The following is a 15,829-nucleotide window of genomic DNA, read 5'->3' as shown; positions in this document are numbered from 1 at the left end:
TCCACTACCGGGGGCGGCAGAGAAATTCATTGCGCCGAATGATGAGCCGGCGCAGGTAGCGCGCCAGGAACAATCGTTCCGCGATCCGCCCGAGCATTCCACATGGCGCTGCAAACGCAATTTCATCGACCATCAGGGTCCCGGCGGCTGAGGGCATGAAGGTGTGGATGTGGTGAAAAGACGAGAAAGGTCCCTTGACCTGGTGATCCATAAATCGCCGTGGATGGTCCACCTCGGTCACCAGCGACGTCATGCTGAAACGGACACAGAAATGGCGGGCCTTCCATGTGACCGTCTGGCCCGCCGCGATCTGGCCGGCTGTCACCCCGCCCACGGCGCGCTCGCCGGAGGCTGCCATGGAGGCGACATGTTCGTCGACGCTCAACGACCGGCGGAACAGGAGCTCCGGCGGCAGGTCGGAGTTGGTTTCGACGCGGAAATGGACGCTCATGAGGGTGAGTCCAGGGAACTGGAATGGGTGGTTTCTCCCAAAATCCCGGACAGCTTGTCCATGAACACTTCAATCCGGGCTGTGCGCCTGTCGTTGAGCAGCAGGGCAAAGATATTGCGGGCCAGGCGAATTTCCGGCACGTCCAGCACCACCACGCCTTCCGGGCGGTGCGTCAGTGCCAGCTCCGGGACCAGTGCGGCTCCCAAACCAACAGAGGCCAGCTGGAGGCTGGCATTGAAGTCGTCACTGTAGGCGGCAACCCGGGGGTGGAGGTTGCAGCTTGCAAACAGCCGTTCGATGACGGTGGCGTCGCTGGTGCCCGGGTGGTGCATGATCCAGGGCATGTCGGACAGCTGGGCGGCAGCAATTTTCGCCCCGGGGCGGATCCCCCACGACTTGGGCAGGACCACCCTGAAGTTGTCGTCGCCCACCCACTGGCGATTGACGGTGTGCGGCCAGGCCAGGCCGGACTGGCCCACCTGGTAGACCAGGGCCACATCCAGCTCGCCGCCAATGCGCAGCCCTGAAATGGTCTGTTGCGGTTCACCGACGGAGACATGAAGGTTGATTCCCAGTGCGGGCCAATCGGCGCTGCGCATCAACCGGGGGAGGACATAGGTTGCCAGCGAGGGGAAAATGCCCAGCCGCAGTTCCTGGCTGGTGCCGTGTTCCGTGCGTGTGCTGGCTGCCAGCAGGGCGTCAATGTCCGTCAGGACCTTGGCAGCGTGCCTGCTCATCACCATGGCGGCGTCCGTGGGAAGCACGCTGCGTGCTGAACGGTGGAACAAGGTCACGCCGGCGTCGCGCTCCAGGGCTGACATTTGCTGTGAAACGGCCGACGCCGTATATCCCAGGGCGGTGGCCGCTGCGGCAAAGGAGCCGCGGCGGACCACCTCCATCAGGGTCTTGAGGTGGATCGGATTGATCACTGCATGCTCCTTGTCGCACCGAGGTCCCGCCGCACCGGCTCGTCCAGCAAGCATATGCCGCGTGCGCCGGGTGAAAGCATTGGGAGGCGCGCGGGCCCTTCGCGCGCCTCCCAATGGTCCATGCCGCGACACGCCGGGGCCGGCCGACACGCCGTTCAAAATTAAGTGGTTAACTCCTCCACAGCCTGTGGACAGAGGTGGCTTAAGCCCTGGATTTCTGCGCATTTAATCTCCGCAGGCTGTGGACTACCGGTGCATAAAATGACATACTTGTAATACATCATGTTGGGGTCGTTCCCGAGGTCGATCACTACATGTAGTATCGAGTACATCAAAACAAGCACTTCGGGCCAACACCTGAAACGCTGGCGAGGCCGCAAGCAACAGCTGTCAGGCCCCACCGACAGTGGGCAGGTCCGTGCGGGACGCGAATGCTAATTCCAGACAGTGTTTTACGACAAGGGGATCTCGATCATGACCGTAACGGTTTACACCAAGCCAGCGTGCGTGCAGTGCAATGCCACGTACCGGGCATTGGACAAGAAGGGCATCACCTACCAGAGCGTGGACATTACCGAAGATCCTGCCGCCCTTGAGCGCCTGCTCAGCCTCGGATACCAACAGGCCCCTGTTGTCATTACGGATGCCGACCACTGGTCCGGGTTCCGCCCGGACAAAATTGCCGCCATCGGCCAGGATGCTGCGTCCTACGTAGCATGACTTCCGGCCGGGAATGAAACCGGCCAGCGAAAAAAAATTTCACGTGCAGCACATGCACAAAGGTGGGGCTGACCGTCAAATGGTCGGCCCCACAGCAGCAAGACCATGTAAAAGTATTCAAGCAGCGCAGGAAGCGAAGACCATGTCAGCCGTTGCAGCGAAACCAGCTGTGAACCGGGAAACCGGAAGGCCCACCTCCAGCAGCCTGGTCTACTTTTCCTCCATCTCCGACAACACCCACCGGTTTGTTGAAAAGCTTCACATGGATGCAGCGCGCCTCCCGCTCTACACCCATGAAGAGACCCTGACAGCCCTTGAGCCCTTTGTCCTGGTCCTGCCGACCTACGGCGGCGACACGGGGCACGGGGCTGTCCCAAAGCAAGTCATCAAGTTCCTCAACGTTTCCGGAAACCGGGAATTGATCCGCGGCGTCATTGGCGCCGGCAACACAAATTTTGGTGAAACCTACTGTCTGGCCGGGGACGTTATCTCGGTCAAATGCAAAGTACCGCATCTCTACCGTTTTGAATTGATGGGAACGTCGGAAGACGTGGACCGCGTTCACGAAGGATTGGAAGAATTTTGGACACGATTGTCTCAGCAGCAGACTCGGCCGTGAAGCCGTCAAAGGACATGCCCGCCGCGTGGGAGGGCCTTGGCTACCATGAGCTGAACGCCATGCTTAACCTGTACAACTCCGAGGGCAAGATCCAGTTCGACGCCGACCGCGCCGCCGCCCGCCAGTACTTCCTCCAGCACGTGAACAACAACACGGTGTTCTTCCATGACCTGGAAGAAAAGCTGGACTACCTGGTGAAGAACGAGTACTACGAGCGCGAAACGCTTGACCAGTACACAATGAACTTCATCCGCGACCTCTACAACCACGCGTACAAGAAGAAGTTCCGCTTTGAGACATTCCTGGGCGCCTTCAAGTTCTACACGTCCTACACGCTGAAGACTTTTGACGGCAACCGTTTCCTGGAGCGCTACGAAGACCGCGTGTGCATGGTCGCCCTGCACCTGGCCCGCGGCAATGAGCAACTGGCCATCAAGATGGTCGATGAAATCATCGAAGGCCGCTTCCAGCCCGCCACCCCCACGTTCCTGAACGCCGGCAAGAAGCAGCGCGGCGAGCTTGTTTCCTGCTTCCTGCTGCGCATCGAAGACAACATGGAGTCGATTGGGCGCTCCATTAACTCGGCCCTGCAGCTGTCCAAGCGCGGCGGCGGCGTGGCGTTCGCCCTGACCAACATCCGCGAAGTTGGTGCACCGATCAAGCAGATCGAGAACCAGTCCTCCGGCGTCATCCCCGTCATGAAGCTCCTCGAGGACAGCTTCTCCTACGCCAACCAGCTCGGCGCCCGCCAGGGCGCCGGCGCGGTGTACTTGCACGCCCACCACCCGGACATCAACCGCTTTCTGGACACCAAGCGTGAAAACGCCGACGAGAAGGTCCGCATCAAGACCCTGTCGTTGGGCGTCGTCGTCCCGGACATCACCTTTGACCTGGCCAAACGCGACGAGGACATGTACCTGTTCTCCCCGTACGACGTGGAAAAGGTCTACGGCGTGCCGTTCTCCGACATCTCGGTCACCGAAAAGTACTACGAGATGGTGGACGACGCCCGGATCAAGAAGACCAAGATCAAGGCCCGTGAATTCTTCCAGACACTGGCTGAAATCCAGTTCGAGTCCGGCTACCCGTACATCATGTTCGAAGACACCGTGAACCGGGCCAACCCGATCGACGGCAAGATCATCATGAGCAACCTGTGCTCGGAGATCCTCCAGGTTTCCGCACCCACCAGCTACCATGACGACCTGTCCTACGACGAGACCGGCAAGGACATTTCCTGCAACCTCGGCTCCCTGAACATTGCCAAGACCATGGACTCTCCGGACTTCGGCAGCACCATCGAGACGTCCATCCGCACCCTGACGGCCGTCTCCGACATGTCCCACATCGGCTCCGTGCCCTCCATTGCCAAGGGCAACGACCAGTCGCACGCCATTGGCTTGGGCCAGATGAACCTGCACGGCTACCTTGCCCGCGAGCACGTCCACTACGGCTCCGAAGAAGGCCTGGACTTCACCAACATCTACTTCTACACGGTGCTCTACCACTGCCTGCGCGCCTCGAACATGATCGCGATGGAGACAGGTTCCACCTTTGCCGGCTTTGAAAAGTCGAAGTACGCTTCCGGCGAGTTCTTCGACAAGTACACGGACGCCGAATGGGTTCCCCAGACCGAGCGCGTAGCTGAGTTGTTCGACGGCATCCACATCCCCACGCAGGACGACTGGCGCCAGCTGAAGGCTTCCGTCATGGAACACGGCATCTACAACCAGAACCTGCAGGCCGTCCCGCCCACGGGCTCGATCAGCTACATCAACAACTCCACCTCCTCCATCCACCCGGTGGCGTCGAAGATTGAGATCCGCAAGGAAGGGAAGCTGGGCCGCGTCTACTACCCGGCCCCGTACCTGACGAACGAAAACCTTGACTACTACCACGATGCCTACGAAATTGGCTACGAGAAGATCATCGACACGTACGCCGCCGCCACCCAGCACGTGGACCAGGGCCTGTCGCTGACGCTGTTCTTCAAGGACACCGCCACCACCCGTGACATCAACAAGGCCCAGATCTATGCATGGCGCAAGGGCATCAAGACCATCTACTACATCCGCCTCCGCCAGCTCGCGCTGGAAGGCACTGAGGTGGAGGGTTGCGTCAGCTGCATGCTGTAGCACCACCCAACTGAACAGCACGACGGCGGGCGCCTTCCGCCGTCGTGCCTTCGGCTTAAGATTGACTTGGCCCGCGTGGCCGCCAGGACTTTTACAAGGAAAGAAGCAACGATGACACCGGACAAGCTGAAGTTGGCGAACCACGTTGTGGCCATCAACTGGAACCGCATTGAGGACGAGAAGGACGTGGAAGTCTGGAACCGCCTGGTCAACAACTTCTGGCTGCCGGAGAAGGTGCCGCTGTCCAATGACACCCAGTCGTGGGCCACCCTGACTCCGGATGAGCAGCTGCTGACCATGCGCGTGTTCACCGGACTCACCCTGCTGGACACGCTGCAGGGCACTGTCGGCGCCGTCTCGCTGATCCCGGACGCCATCACCCCGCATGAGGAAGCCGTCTACACGAACATCGCGTTCATGGAGTCCGTGCACGCCAAGAGCTACTCCTCGATCTTCTCCACCCTGTGCTCCACGAAGGAAATCGACGAGGCATTCCGCTGGTCGGTCGAGAACGTGAACCTGCAGAAGAAGGCGCAGATCATAGAGTCGTACTACTACGGCGACGATCCGCTCAAGCGCAAGATCGCCTCCACCCTGCTGGAGTCCTTCCTGTTCTACTCGGGCTTCTACCTGCCCATGTACTGGTCTTCACGCGCCAAGCTGACAAACACCGCCGACCTGATCCGACTCATCATCCGCGACGAGGCCGTGCACGGATACTACATTGGCTACAAGTACCAAAAGGGCCTGGAAGGGCTCTCCGAAGAGCGCAAGGCGGAGCTGAAGGACTACACCTTCGAGCTGATGTACGAGCTATATGAGAACGAAGTGCAGTACACGCACGACCTTTACGACTCCGTCGGCCTGGCCGAGGACGTCAAGAAGTTCCTGCACTACAACGCCAACAAGGCGCTGATGAACCTCGGCTACGAGGCCATGTTCCCGTCCGCCGTGACCGATGTGAACCCTGCCATCCTCTCCGCATTGTCCCCAAACGCGGACGAGAACCACGACTTCTTCTCCGGTTCCGGTTCCTCCTACGTGATCGGCAAGGCCGTCAACACCGAAGACGACGACTGGGACTTCTAGCCCTTGTCCATGCCTGAGCCTGCGGAAGCCGGCGACACAGCCGCGGCAGCCCGTTTCATCCGGGATGCCGCGGCTGTTGTGCGCCCGGGGCACATCACCGGTGCCCGCGACCCCGGCGACGCCTGGGTGGACGGGGCGGCGGGAAAGTTTTGGGGCAAGTTTGGCTCTGCCGGGCTCTTGGTTTTCGACGCCGGCCGCGGAATCCTGCTGCAGCACCGGGCCATCTGGTCACACCACGGCGGCACGTGGGGCTTGCCCGGCGGCGCCCTCCATGAGGGGGAAGCAGCCGTGGACGGCGCCCTGCGTGAGGCGTGGGAAGAGGCCGGTGTGCCCCGCCTGAATGTGGAGCTGCTGTTCACCTCCGTCTTCGACGTCGGCTACTGGAGTTACACCACGGTGGCCGTGCTGGCAAGGACGCCGTTTGAGGCAATTGTCAGCGACCCGGAAAGCCTGGCGCTGGAATGGGTGAAGCCCGACGGCGTCGCCCGGCTGCCGCTGCACCCGGGCTTCGCGAGCGCCTGGCCCGGGCTGAGGCGCCGTCTGCCGGGGGCTTAGCTGCCCAAACCCAGAATCTCCACTGTCCGTTCACGCATGTCCATCTTGCGCACCTTGCCCGTGACGGTCATCGGGAAGTCATCCACGACAAGCACGTATCGGGGCACTTTGTGCCGGGAAAGGTGCCCCTCGCAGAATGCTGCGACGGCGGCCTGGTCAAGCGGTTCGGTGCCGGGCTTCATGAGGATCCAGGCGCACAGCTCCTCGCCGTACTTTTCATCGGGAACGCCAATGACCTGCACATCGGCAATGTCCGGATGCTGGTACAGGAATTCCTCGATTTCGCGCGGGTACAGGTTTTCCCCGCCCCGGATCACCATGTCCTTGATGCGGCCCACGATGTTGGTGTAGCCGTCCTCCAGCATGACGGCCAGGTCGCCTGTGTGCATCCAGCGGGCCGGATCAATGGCGGCGGCAGTCTTTTCGGGATCGTTCCAGTAGCCCAGCATGACCGAGTATCCGCGCGTGCAAAACTCGCCGGGGGTCCCGCGGGGGACGGTCAGCCCGGTCGCCGGGTCCACGATCTTGACCTCGAGGTGCGGGTGCACCCGGCCCACGGTCTCCGTGCGGTGGGCGACGTCGTCGTCCATCAGGGTTTGCATCGACACTGGCGAAGTCTCAGTCATGCCATAGGCAATCGAGACACCCTCCATGTGCATTTCAGTCATGGTCCGCTTCATCACCTCGACGGGGCAGGGGGAGCCTGCCATGATGCCGGTGCGCAGACTCGAGAGGTCGTAGGTGGCGAAGTCGGGCAGGTTGAGCTCGGCGATGAACATGGTGGGAACCCCGTACAGGGCGGTGCAGTGTTCCGACTGGACGGCCTGCAGGGTGGCCGCTGCATTGAAGGACGCCGCCGGGATGACGATGGCCGCCCCGTGCGTCGAGGCCCCCAGGTTGGCCATGACCATGCCGAAGCAGTGGTAGAACGGCACCGGCACACACAGCCTGTCCGCTTCTGTGAACCCGATGGTTTCCGTCACAAAGTAGCCGTTGTTGAGGATGTTGTGGTGGCTGAGTGTGGCTCCCTTCGGGTAGCCCGTGGTCCCGGAGGTGTACTGGATGTTGATGGGCTCGTCGGTGCCCAGTTCTGCCATGGCGCGTTCGACGGCGTCACTGGCCACTGCCTTCCCGCCCGCCACGAGCGCGTCCCAGGAAGGCGTCCCGATGTAGACGGCCTCCGTCAGCTCCGGGCAGTCAGGGCGGACCTGCTCGATCATGGCCTGGTACTCGGAGCCGGCGAATTGGGGCAGTGCCACGATCATGCGCATGCCCGACTGCTGGACGGCATACTTCAATTCGTGGGCGCGATAGGACGGGTTGACATTGACCAGGATCACGCCAAGCTTTGCCGTCGCATACTGGATGAGCACCCATTCGGGGACGTTGGGTGCCCAGATGCCCAGCCGGTCACCCTTGCCGACCCCGACGGCGAGCAAGCCGCGGGCCAGGGCATCGACGTCGTTGTTGAGTGCGGCGTAGCTCCACCGCCTGCCGGACGGCATGTCCACCAGGGCATCGCGATCGGGGAAGCGCGTGGCAGTACGGAGGAAATTGGCCCCAATGGTGTCACCCAGAAGCGGAATCGTGGACGTGCCGGACGTGTAGGAAGTCTGAACATCAGTGGTCATGTGATGATGCTAGTACTAAATCAGTTAATGTGCGCTAACTCACCTCCGGAGGTCCTTTCGGCCTTTCCGGCGGAGCCGCTCGGGCCGGAAACCCCGTCCGACGAGGCGGGCCGTGATGGGCCGGGCTGCCTTTGACGCCAATGTGGCAAGACGTGCCTGCCACGGCGGCATCGAGTCCACGCCGCCCGCCCCTGCAAGCAGTTTGTGGACCTGTGCCTGCAGCGGCTGCATCAGGCGCACCGGCCACTCGCGCCGGCGCTGGAAACGTCGCATGGCATTGGCCGTGGGGAGGCCGGCGAGGAGGGGCGGCGCCAGCAGGCGGGCGGCGGCCACTGCATCCTGCACCGCATAGTTGACGCCCACCCCAAAGACGGGGCTCATTGCATGGGCCGCATCGCCTATGCAAAGCAGGCCCGGCACCGACCAGTCCGGGAGGCGGTCCAGCTGCACCGAGAGGAGCCGGATCTGGTCCCAGTCCCGCAGGGATTCCGCGGCCGCCGCAAGGAATGGCGTATTCGTGCGGATGTGCGCTTTCAACGCGTCCAGCCCGCCGGCCTTGATCGTGGTGAAGCCGTTCTTGGGGATCAGCAGGCCCATCTGGTAGTAGCCGGTGCGGGGGATGGTGATGAGAATGGAGCCATTGCGGAGGTATCCCAAGGTGTCCGGTGGCGGTGACGGGGGAGTGGGCAGGCGGAACCAGAGGACATCGATGGGAACGCCCAGCGCCTTCGGGTGCAGGCCGGCCGCCCCTCGAATCGTGGAGCCGCGGCCATCGGCAGCGACCGTAAGGTCTGCGGCGATTGCCAGGGCGCCCTCGGGGCCCGCAGCCTGCACGCCGGTGACTTCGGCACCGTCGTGGAGCAGCCCCGTTGCCCCGGTCTCCATCAACAGGCGGAAATTGTCGAGTGTGCGCCCTTCCTGGGCAAGGAGGTCCAGGAAGTCCCACTGTGGCATGAGGGCTATGCGCTTGTTCGGCCCCCGCAGTGTGCCGAAGTCCACGGGAGTCAGGCGCGTCCCCCCAACTACGACATCCAGCGTGGTGATGCTGTTTTGTGGAATCCGCAGGAATTCCTCTCTCAGGCCAAGCTGGTCTATCAGGTCAAGTGTGGAGGCATGAATGGTGTCGCCGCGGAAATCACGAAAGAAATCTGCATGCTTTTCCAAGACAACAACGTCTACGCCCGCCCGGGCCAGCAGCAAGCCCAGCATCATGCCGGCGGGCCCGGCACCCACGATGCAGCATGTGGTTGACATTTCGGACCCAGCCATCGTCGCCTCCCGCGCCTTGCCGCCCATTTGGACGTGCCGCCCATTTGGACCTGCGGCGGAACATTCCCTATCGATGCTACGCCGCGCCCACCAGCCGCGACAGCGCCAGTGCGGTGCGGATCACCTCCGGGCAATTAGCTGAACTTCGCGTTCGTTGGCTAAGATGGACGGAGTAAATTAGCGCAGGTTTCTGTCGCTGAATTCTCGTTTGTTCCCAGGGGGTGGCGCGCTCATGATGGACACGATCGCCTCCCTGCCCTTTGCGTGGGCGTACCTGCTCTTGTTTGCGGTGGTGATGCTTCGTTCCAATGCCACCTACTGGGCCGGCCGTGGCGTGGCCGCCGGCGGCCGGAAGACACGGCTTCAAAAGTACCTGAAGTCCCCGTCCGTGGCCCGCGCCGAGGCGGCGATTGCCCGATGGGGTGCGCCAGCCGTCAGTGTGAGTTTCTTGACCATTGGCGTGCAGACGGCCGTGAACATGGCCGCGGGCCTGGCCAGGATGCCGCTGCGACGCTACATTCCTGCTACCGTGGTGGGCGCCCTGGCCTGGGCGGCCATCTACGCCACTGTGGGGCTGGCAGCATTTGACGCTGCCGTGGCTGCAGCCGCCGGTTCGCCCGTCGCGTTGATTTCCTTGGCCGTGTTGGCGGGCGCCGCCGTCCTGGGCCTGCACCTGGTCCGGGTGGCCCGCCGCAGGAAACTGGACAGCTCAGCCCTGGCGGACTGCCCCGTCATGAACCCGGTCATGAACCCCGTCATGAACCCGGCCGGCAACCAGACGGCGCCGGAGGGCCCAGTGGGCAGCGCCTGAGAACAGGTAGAGTCTTAGGCATGCACCAATCCACCTCACTGTCGGCCGTTGAGGCCACCTCGTACTACCGCCACTTGGGCGGCGAAGACTATGAATCCACCATCCACACCCAAGGTGCATGGAACCCCCATGAACAGCACATGGCCCCGGTGACAGGTGTTTTGGTGCACGCGCTGGAGCAGTTTCAGCCGCGGGATGGCATGAGGCTGGTTCGGTTCAACTTTGACATCCTGGGCTTGATTCCTGCCGGCCCCTTCTCCATTGAGACCACCATGCTGCGCCCCGGCAAGACGATCGAGCTGTTGCAGGCCGAACTTGTCGCGCACGGCCGCCCCACCGTGCGCGTGACTGCCTGGCGCCTGCAGACCGGAGATACCGGGGCCGTGGAAGCACTGGAGGACCCCTCCATGGGCAGCCCGGATGATGCTGAGCCGTGGGACGGCATGGAGATTTGGCCAGGCGGCTTCATCAGGAGCCTTGAGGGCAGGGTCGAACCAGGGCACCGCCCGGGCCGCGGCCGGGCATGGCTGCGCAGCCCCTATTCCATGCTCGACGGCGTTCCCACGTCCCCGCTGGTCCGCCTCCTCGGGCTGGTGGACAGTGCCAACGGCATTTCAGCACGGGTGGTGCCGGGACCGGGAGGCTACATGTTCCCCAACGTGGACCTGTCCGTCCACGTGCACCGTGAACCTGTGGGTGAGTGGCTTGGCCTGGAGACGCATGTGACGTTTGCGGCGGACGGCGTCGGGCTGACATCATCCGTCCTGCACGACATCAAGGGCCCGTTCGGCCGTTCCGAACAGATCCTGACGGTCCGCCCCATTCCCGACGCCAAATGACAGCAGACAGCCCCGGCCTGATGGCCGCCTCACTCGTGGTCCACAGGCAGCAGGAGACCCTGGGTGCCGGGGCCGACCTCAATCGTGGCCTGGACCTGCTGTCAGAGGTCCGCAGCGGGGCGCGGCCGGCCATGCTGCGCCTTTACCGCCCCCAGCCCACCGTCGCATTTGGCCAGCGAGACACCCGCCTGCCGGGCTACGCCAAGGCCGCCCGTGCAGCCGCAGCCCGCGGGTTCGTCCCGGCCGTGCGGCGGGCAGGCGGCAGGGCTGCGGCCTACCACGAGGGCACGCTGGTGGTGGACCACATCCAGCCCGAGGCGGACGCCATTGCGGGCGCCAAGGCCAGGTTTGGCTTTTTTGGTGAACTGTTCACGGAGGCACTGCGCTCACTGGGGCTTGACGCAGGCGTAGGGGAAATTCCCGGCGAGTACTGCCCCGGCGAGTTCAGCGTGTTCGGGCGGGTTCCCGGGCCCGCGGCCGGGCCTGGCAGGGGTCTGGAGGGCGCCCTCAAGCTGGCAGGCACGGCCCAGCGCGTCGTGGCAGGGGCCTGGCTGTTCAGCTCGGTGATTGTGGTGGAAAATTCTGCACCCATCCGGGATGTGCTCGTTGATACCTACAGCGCCCTGGGCCTGGAATGGGACCCGCACACCGCCGGGGCGGCGGAAGACTTGGTCCCGGGCATCACCGTGGACGCCGTGGAGGCAGCCGTGCTGGCCGTCTACGCCCGCCACGCAAAACTGCTTACGGAGAGCTGAGGTCCGTCTGGGGCCGGGCTTGGAGTTCTACGACTGATCGAAGCACGGAACCCTGCCCCATCCTGGTGAACGCGGCATCAATGTCGTTGATGGTGATTCGTTCGCTGACGAATGTGTCAAGGTCCAAGCGGCCCTGTTTGTAGAGCTCGATCAGCATTGGAATGTCACGGGACGGGAGGCAGTCCCCGTACCAGGAGGACTTGAGGGAGCCACCGCGCCCAAACACGTCCAGCAAGGGCAGCTCCAGGAGCATCTCCGGTGCAGGCACGCCCACCAGCACCACCGTGCCGGCCAGGTCGCGGGCGTAGAACGCCTGCCGGTACGTCTCGGGACGTCCCACGGCGTCAATCACCACGTCGGCGCCGAATCCGCCCGTGAGTCCACGGATGGCCGCCACTGCATCCTCTGAGGCCGAGTCGACGGTGTGTGTGGCGCCGAGTTTCCTTGCCGTTGCCAGCTTTCGCGGGTCCCGGTCCACGGCGATGATGGTGGTGGCACCGGCCAGGGCGGCGCCGGCAACGGCTGCGGAACCCACGCCGCCGCAGCCGATCACGGCCACGGAGTCACCGCGCTTGACCCCGCCCGTGTTGATGGCTGCCCCGATGCCCGCCATGACGCCGCAGCCCAGCAGGCCGACGGCGGCGGGATCAACGTCGGCATCCACCTTGGTGCATTGCCCCGCGGCGACCAGGGTCTTGTCAATGAACGCGCCAATGCCGAGGGCAGGAGTCAGCGGGGTGCCGTCCTCCAACGTCATCTTCTGCGTGGCATTGGCCGTATTGAAGCAGTATTGCGGCTGACCCTTGGCGCATGCTCGGCAGGTGCCGCACACGGCCCGCCAATTCAGCACCACCCTGTCGCCCAGTGCAACATTGCTCACGTCCGGGCCCACCGCGCTGACCACGCCGGTGGCTTCATGGCCCAGCAGGAAGGGAAAGTCGTCGCTGATGCCGCCCTGTTTGTAGTGCAGGTCGGTGTGGCACACGCCGCTGGTGAGGATGTCCACCAGCGCCTCGCCGGGGCCGGGGTCCGGCACCCTTACAGTTTGCAGTGTGACGGGGGCATCCTTGGACAACACGACTGCGCCCTGGACCAGGTGGACCATGTCTTACTCCTTGTATTTGCGGAAGGGAAGGCGGTTCAGACTCCCAGCTTCGCCATGACGTCATTGAGGGACGGGTTGGTTGCAGCGGAGCCGTCCGGATAGATCACGGTGGGCACAGTCTGGTTCCCGTTGTTCAGCTTCTCCACCAATTCGGCGGTGCCGGGAGTGTCTTCAATGTTGATTTCGGTGTAGCCAATCCCCTTGGCGTCTAGCTGCTTCTTCAAGCGCTTGCAGTAACCGCACCAAACGGTCGAAAACATCGTGATGGTGCCGGTTTCCGGGGTGTATTCCACGTTATTTCTCCTACGAATCTATTTCTGTGCCGTCGTAGCCACAACGCTACCGGCTCGCCCGGCTATTCCCGCCATTGGGGCGCCGGAAGTGGCACGATGGATGGCATGTGCGGACGATATGTGATGGCCCGGGCCGTGGGCGACCTGGTTGCGGAACTTGAAGCCGAGGCGGACGAGAACCTGGAGCTGCGCGCTTCCTGGAATGTGGCGCCGACTTCGGATGTGCCCATTGTGCTGGAGCGGCTTGTTGACGGCGTGGCCCACAGGCAGGTGCACGTGGCCAAGTGGGGTTTGGTGCCGCGCTGGGCCAAGGATGCCTCGGTGGGAGTGTGGGCCTTTAATGCCCGGACCGAAACAGTCCTGGAGAAGCCCACCTTTCGCACCGCCGCCAAGTCCAGGCGCTGCGCCGTCCCGGTGGAGGGGTACTACGAATGGAAGAAGCTTCCCGGAGGCGCCAAACAGCCGTACTTTGTCCACAATCCCGGCGGCCGGCTTATTTCCTTCGCCGGGCTGTACGAGTGGTGGAAGGACCCGGCCCTGGCGGACGGGGATCCGGGCCAGTGGCTGCTGTCCTGCACCATCCTCACCATGGCTTCACCGCCCGACGGCGAACTGGCAACCCTCCACGACCGGCTTCCTGTTCCGCTGGGGCAGGACACCCTGGGTGAATGGCTGGACCCGGGAAATACGACGCCGAAAACTGTCTTGGACGCAGTCCTGGCAGAGTCCTACAGCCTGGCTGCCGGTTGGGTGCTGGACCTGGTGGGCCCCGAGGTTGGCAATGTTCGCAACGATTCGCCGGAGCTCATGGCACGTCAGGCCTGAGCGAATGTCAGGCCAGGCCGGCCGCCGGACCAGCGGCTGCGGCACCATCCCGTTAGATAATGCTGAACAGGCACAGGGCCAGCGCCACCGCGGCGAGGGCTTCCTGCACCCCGAGTGCCGGCTGGATTCTTGGCGCTGAATCCTTCGGCATGGCGAAGGTGCCCAGCAGCCAGCCCGCGCAGGAGAGGCTCAGGATCACGGCCACTGCCATGTGTTGGATGATGGTGGCCAGTTCCTGGCTGGCACCGGCATGGTGCACGGTGTTCAGTGCCAGGGAGGCCCACAGGGCGACGGCCGAATATAGCAGGCGGTAAACTGCCGCCCCCCTCCCGGTCCCGGGAGGGCGTTCGCCTCTGCCCGCCGGTGCAGCCACCCGCCAGAGGAACCACATTCCCGCGCAGCCGGCGGCAGCGGCGGCAGCCGGAGACCCTATCAAGCTCCACAGCATTGCACCCGGGGCGAGGGCGGCAACTGCCAGTGCGGCACCATCCACCCTGGCCGGAGCCGATGGTGCCGTGACGGCCCGGGCGGCGCCCGCCAGGACGACGAGCACCAGGAGTGCTGCAACTGCTATGGGGATCATGGCCGGGGCCGCCTTACTCTGTGCATGCGAAAGTGCCGTCCTCTACGGGTGTGGGCACAGCCAATGGTCACACGCCAAGCTGGGGGAATTGGCGGGACATGTCGCGGGCGCAGCAATTTCGGGCAGATTCCCAGCCTGTTCACAGCGGGGATCCACATGGGGAATTAAACTGTGACGCGGCCCGTGTCGTCCACATCCCAGGTGGGGTTGTAGGCCACTTCCCAGCGGAAGCCGTCCGGGTCCGCGAAGTAGCCGCTGTAGCCTCCCCATGACTGGCGCGCCGGGTCGCGGACGACGGCGGCGCCGGCCTTGCGGGCCTGTCCCACCACGGCGTCCACCGCCTCCGGGCTGGACACGTTGTGGCTGAGCGTCACAGGCGGGATGGGACAGGCATCAAGGGCGGCTGGGTCCGTGCCAAGCTCTGCAGCCATGGCGGCCCTGTCCCACAGTGACAAAATGAGGCCATGGTTGACCTGGAGGAAAATGACCTCACCGGGGACGTCAAGCCGTGCCTCGCAGCCGAGTCCCGTGACGTAGAAGTCCCGGGAACGCGAAACGTCACGGACCCCCAGTGATATGAAATTCAGCCGTTGTTCCATGATGCCCCCTGTGTGTGGTCTGTTGGCACTCTGCAGCGCCGCCTCAGTCCTCGCCCTCTTCGGGCGACCAGCGGCGGAAGTCCAGGGACAGGTAGAGGGCAAGGGCGGCCGAGTTGCTGGCCTCCACCCGCAGGGCCACGTCCTTTTGGCCGTCGTTGAACAGGGTGTCCATGGTGGCCAATACCAGGTCCTCGGCCAATCCTTGCCGGCGGTGGAGGCGGTCGGTGATGAGTTCAATGATAAAGGGGGCGTCGGGCGTGTCGCTGCCGATGGCTCGTTCCACGACAAGGATTGCTGCCACGATTTTGCCGTCTTCATCCAGCGCAACATGGGAGGCGTTCGGCAGAAAATTCCCGTACTTCCCGGCCATGGAGGCCTTGATGTCTTCCAGGGCGGCTTGGAGCGATTCGCCGGCAACTCCGGGGTCATAGGCCGTGAAGTACAGTTCGCCCAGGCGGGGAAGGTCTGTTTCTTCCACCGTGCGGGAGGTTGTTTTGAGCTCGCGCTCCAACGGTGTGGTCCTGGCGATGAGGGTGACCATGTCAGTCATGGAACGCTCCTTATAGTCGTTTTGCGCCAGCAGCGTGGTCACGCCGATGACTATAAAGCCATGCTAGACGC

Annotated in this window: 18 protein-coding genes; 9 read left to right on the top strand and 9 right to left on the bottom strand. The window is 63.5% G+C overall.

Features of this window, described 5'->3' with window-relative positions:
• Positions 1-4: 4 nt before the first annotated feature.
• Together LPN03_RS00470 and LPN03_RS00465 are read right to left on the bottom strand one after the other, a co-directional pair.
• A complete protein-coding gene (locus LPN03_RS00470) occupies positions 5-451 on the bottom strand; it encodes an SRPBCC family protein (protein WP_262452395.1) in 447 nt (148 codons plus the stop codon).
• Positions 448-1,380 (bottom strand): LysR family transcriptional regulator, encoded by a 933-nt coding sequence (locus LPN03_RS00465; RefSeq protein ID WP_262452394.1) that lies wholly within the window; start codon positions 1,378-1,380, stop codon positions 448-450. Before LPN03_RS00465 ends, LPN03_RS00470 begins: the two co-directional genes overlap by 4 nt.
• Before the next feature lie 474 nt (positions 1,381-1,854).
• Here LPN03_RS00465 and nrdH point away from each other — a divergent pair, with 474 nt between their 5' ends.
• The 5 genes from nrdH to LPN03_RS00440 all read left to right on the top strand — a co-directional run bounded on the left by nrdH (position 1,855) and on the right by LPN03_RS00440 (position 6,498).
• Positions 1,855-2,100 (top strand): glutaredoxin-like protein NrdH, encoded by a 246-nt coding sequence (nrdH, locus tag LPN03_RS00460; RefSeq protein ID WP_262452393.1) that lies wholly within the window; start codon positions 1,855-1,857, stop codon positions 2,098-2,100.
• Positions 2,101-2,242: 142 nt separating this feature from the next.
• Positions 2,243-2,719, top strand: coding sequence for a class Ib ribonucleoside-diphosphate reductase assembly flavoprotein NrdI (nrdI, locus tag LPN03_RS00455; protein ID WP_165180562.1), 477 nt, complete (start codon positions 2,243-2,245; stop codon positions 2,717-2,719).
• A gap of 14 nt (positions 2,720-2,733) precedes the next feature.
• Positions 2,734-4,854: a class 1b ribonucleoside-diphosphate reductase subunit alpha gene (nrdE, locus tag LPN03_RS00450; protein ID WP_165180629.1), complete on the top strand. Its 2,121-nt coding sequence runs from the start codon at positions 2,734-2,736 to the stop codon at positions 4,852-4,854.
• 111 nt (positions 4,855-4,965) lie between these two features.
• Positions 4,966-5,943 (top strand): class 1b ribonucleoside-diphosphate reductase subunit beta, encoded by a 978-nt coding sequence (nrdF, locus tag LPN03_RS00445; protein ID WP_165180563.1) that lies wholly within the window; start codon positions 4,966-4,968, stop codon positions 5,941-5,943.
• A gap of 9 nt (positions 5,944-5,952) precedes the next feature.
• Complete coding sequence (locus tag LPN03_RS00440; RefSeq protein ID WP_165180564.1) at positions 5,953-6,498, top strand: NUDIX domain-containing protein; 546 nt, start codon at positions 5,953-5,955, stop codon at positions 6,496-6,498.
• On the opposite strand, the gene LPN03_RS00435 is transcribed toward LPN03_RS00440, so the two are convergent.
• Entirely contained in the window at positions 6,495-8,129 is a 1,635-nt protein-coding gene (locus LPN03_RS00435; protein WP_165180565.1) for an AMP-binding protein, read from the bottom strand. The two genes, LPN03_RS00440 and LPN03_RS00435, sit on opposite strands and share 4 nt — an antisense overlap.
• Positions 8,130-8,168: 39 nt before the next feature.
• A complete protein-coding gene (locus tag LPN03_RS00430; RefSeq protein ID WP_240901636.1) occupies positions 8,169-9,383 on the bottom strand; it encodes an FAD-dependent oxidoreductase in 1,215 nt (404 codons plus the stop codon).
• Positions 9,384-9,630: 247 nt separating this feature from the next.
• On the opposite strand from LPN03_RS00430, the gene LPN03_RS00425 reads away from it, so the two are divergent.
• The 3 genes from LPN03_RS00425 to LPN03_RS00415 are packed head-to-tail and all read left to right on the top strand — an operon-like array spanning position 9,631 to position 11,803.
• Complete coding sequence (locus LPN03_RS00425) at positions 9,631-10,209, top strand: DedA family protein (protein ID WP_262452387.1); 579 nt, start codon at positions 9,631-9,633, stop codon at positions 10,207-10,209.
• Between the two features lie 20 nt (positions 10,210-10,229).
• On the top strand, positions 10,230-11,048 hold the full coding sequence (locus LPN03_RS00420) for a thioesterase family protein (protein WP_165180567.1): 819 nt from the start codon (positions 10,230-10,232) through the stop codon (positions 11,046-11,048).
• Positions 11,045-11,803: a biotin/lipoate A/B protein ligase family protein gene (locus LPN03_RS00415; RefSeq protein ID WP_240901638.1), complete on the top strand. Its 759-nt coding sequence runs from the start codon at positions 11,045-11,047 to the stop codon at positions 11,801-11,803. The genes LPN03_RS00420 and LPN03_RS00415 overlap by 4 nt, the downstream gene beginning before the upstream one ends.
• On the opposite strand, the gene LPN03_RS00410 is transcribed toward LPN03_RS00415, so the two are convergent.
• Both LPN03_RS00410 and LPN03_RS00405 read right to left on the bottom strand, forming a co-directional pair.
• A complete protein-coding gene (locus LPN03_RS00410) occupies positions 11,790-12,908 on the bottom strand; it encodes an S-(hydroxymethyl)mycothiol dehydrogenase (RefSeq protein ID WP_165180568.1) in 1,119 nt (372 codons plus the stop codon). The genes LPN03_RS00415 and LPN03_RS00410 overlap by 14 nt on opposite strands.
• 35 nt (positions 12,909-12,943) lie before the next feature.
• On the bottom strand, positions 12,944-13,201 hold the full coding sequence (locus tag LPN03_RS00405) for a mycoredoxin (RefSeq protein ID WP_165180569.1): 258 nt from the start codon (positions 13,199-13,201) through the stop codon (positions 12,944-12,946).
• Positions 13,202-13,306: 105 nt separating this feature from the next.
• Between LPN03_RS00405 and LPN03_RS00400 the strand changes: the two genes are divergently transcribed.
• Positions 13,307-14,026, top strand: a complete 720-nt coding sequence (locus LPN03_RS00400; protein WP_165180570.1) for an SOS response-associated peptidase — start codon at positions 13,307-13,309, stop codon at positions 14,024-14,026.
• Positions 14,027-14,078: 52 nt separating this feature from the next.
• On the opposite strand, the gene LPN03_RS00395 is transcribed toward LPN03_RS00400, so the two are convergent.
• From LPN03_RS00395 to LPN03_RS00385, 3 genes are all read right to left on the bottom strand, one after another.
• A complete protein-coding gene (locus tag LPN03_RS00395; protein WP_165180571.1) occupies positions 14,079-14,609 on the bottom strand; it encodes a hypothetical protein in 531 nt (176 codons plus the stop codon).
• Positions 14,610-14,773: 164 nt separating this feature from the next.
• Positions 14,774-15,208 (bottom strand): VOC family protein, encoded by a 435-nt coding sequence (locus LPN03_RS00390; RefSeq protein ID WP_165180572.1) that lies wholly within the window; start codon positions 15,206-15,208, stop codon positions 14,774-14,776.
• Positions 15,209-15,251: 43 nt separating this feature from the next.
• Positions 15,252-15,758, bottom strand: a complete 507-nt coding sequence (locus tag LPN03_RS00385) for a GNAT family N-acetyltransferase (RefSeq protein ID WP_165180573.1) — start codon at positions 15,756-15,758, stop codon at positions 15,252-15,254.
• Positions 15,759-15,829 lie beyond the last annotated feature (71 nt).

Source organism: Arthrobacter sp. A2-55 (assembly GCF_025548615.1).
In the GTDB taxonomy this organism is placed as follows: Bacteria; Actinomycetota; Actinomycetes; order Actinomycetales; family Micrococcaceae; genus Specibacter; species Specibacter silviterrae.
The sequence above is the reverse complement of the archived record's forward strand: the minus strand, read 5'-3'. Positions and strand labels throughout refer to the sequence as shown.

Bases quoted from the DNA above. Each gene is read 5' to 3' on its own strand.
- LPN03_RS00470 (WP_262452395.1), bottom strand. From the start codon at position 451: ATGAGCGTCCATTTCCGCGTCGAAACCAACTCCGACCTGCCGCCGGAG.
- nrdH (WP_262452393.1), top strand. From the start codon at position 1,855: ATGACCGTAACGGTTTACACCAAGCCAGCGTGCGTGCAGTGCAATGCC.
- nrdI (WP_165180562.1), top strand. From the start codon at position 2,243: ATGTCAGCCGTTGCAGCGAAACCAGCTGTGAACCGGGAAACCGGAAGG.
- nrdE (WP_165180629.1), top strand. From the start codon at position 2,734: ATGCCCGCCGCGTGGGAGGGCCTTGGCTACCATGAGCTGAACGCCATG.
- nrdF (WP_165180563.1), top strand. From the start codon at position 4,966: ATGACACCGGACAAGCTGAAGTTGGCGAACCACGTTGTGGCCATCAAC.
- LPN03_RS00440 (WP_165180564.1), top strand. From the start codon at position 5,953: ATGCCTGAGCCTGCGGAAGCCGGCGACACAGCCGCGGCAGCCCGTTTC.
- LPN03_RS00435 (WP_165180565.1), bottom strand. From the start codon at position 8,129: ATGACCACTGATGTTCAGACTTCCTACACGTCCGGCACGTCCACGATT.
- LPN03_RS00430 (WP_240901636.1), bottom strand. From the start codon at position 9,383: ATGTCAACCACATGCTGCATCGTGGGTGCCGGGCCCGCCGGCATGATG.
- LPN03_RS00425 (WP_262452387.1), top strand. From the start codon at position 9,631: ATGATGGACACGATCGCCTCCCTGCCCTTTGCGTGGGCGTACCTGCTC.
- LPN03_RS00420 (WP_165180567.1), top strand. From the start codon at position 10,230: ATGCACCAATCCACCTCACTGTCGGCCGTTGAGGCCACCTCGTACTAC.
- LPN03_RS00415 (WP_240901638.1), top strand. From the start codon at position 11,045: ATGACAGCAGACAGCCCCGGCCTGATGGCCGCCTCACTCGTGGTCCAC.
- LPN03_RS00410 (WP_165180568.1), bottom strand. From the start codon at position 12,908: ATGGTCCACCTGGTCCAGGGCGCAGTCGTGTTGTCCAAGGATGCCCCC.
- LPN03_RS00400 (WP_165180570.1), top strand. From the start codon at position 13,307: ATGTGCGGACGATATGTGATGGCCCGGGCCGTGGGCGACCTGGTTGCG.
- LPN03_RS00395 (WP_165180571.1), bottom strand. From the start codon at position 14,609: ATGATCCCCATAGCAGTTGCAGCACTCCTGGTGCTCGTCGTCCTGGCG.
- LPN03_RS00390 (WP_165180572.1), bottom strand. From the start codon at position 15,208: ATGGAACAACGGCTGAATTTCATATCACTGGGGGTCCGTGACGTTTCG.
- LPN03_RS00385 (WP_165180573.1), bottom strand. From the start codon at position 15,758: ATGACTGACATGGTCACCCTCATCGCCAGGACCACACCGTTGGAGCGC.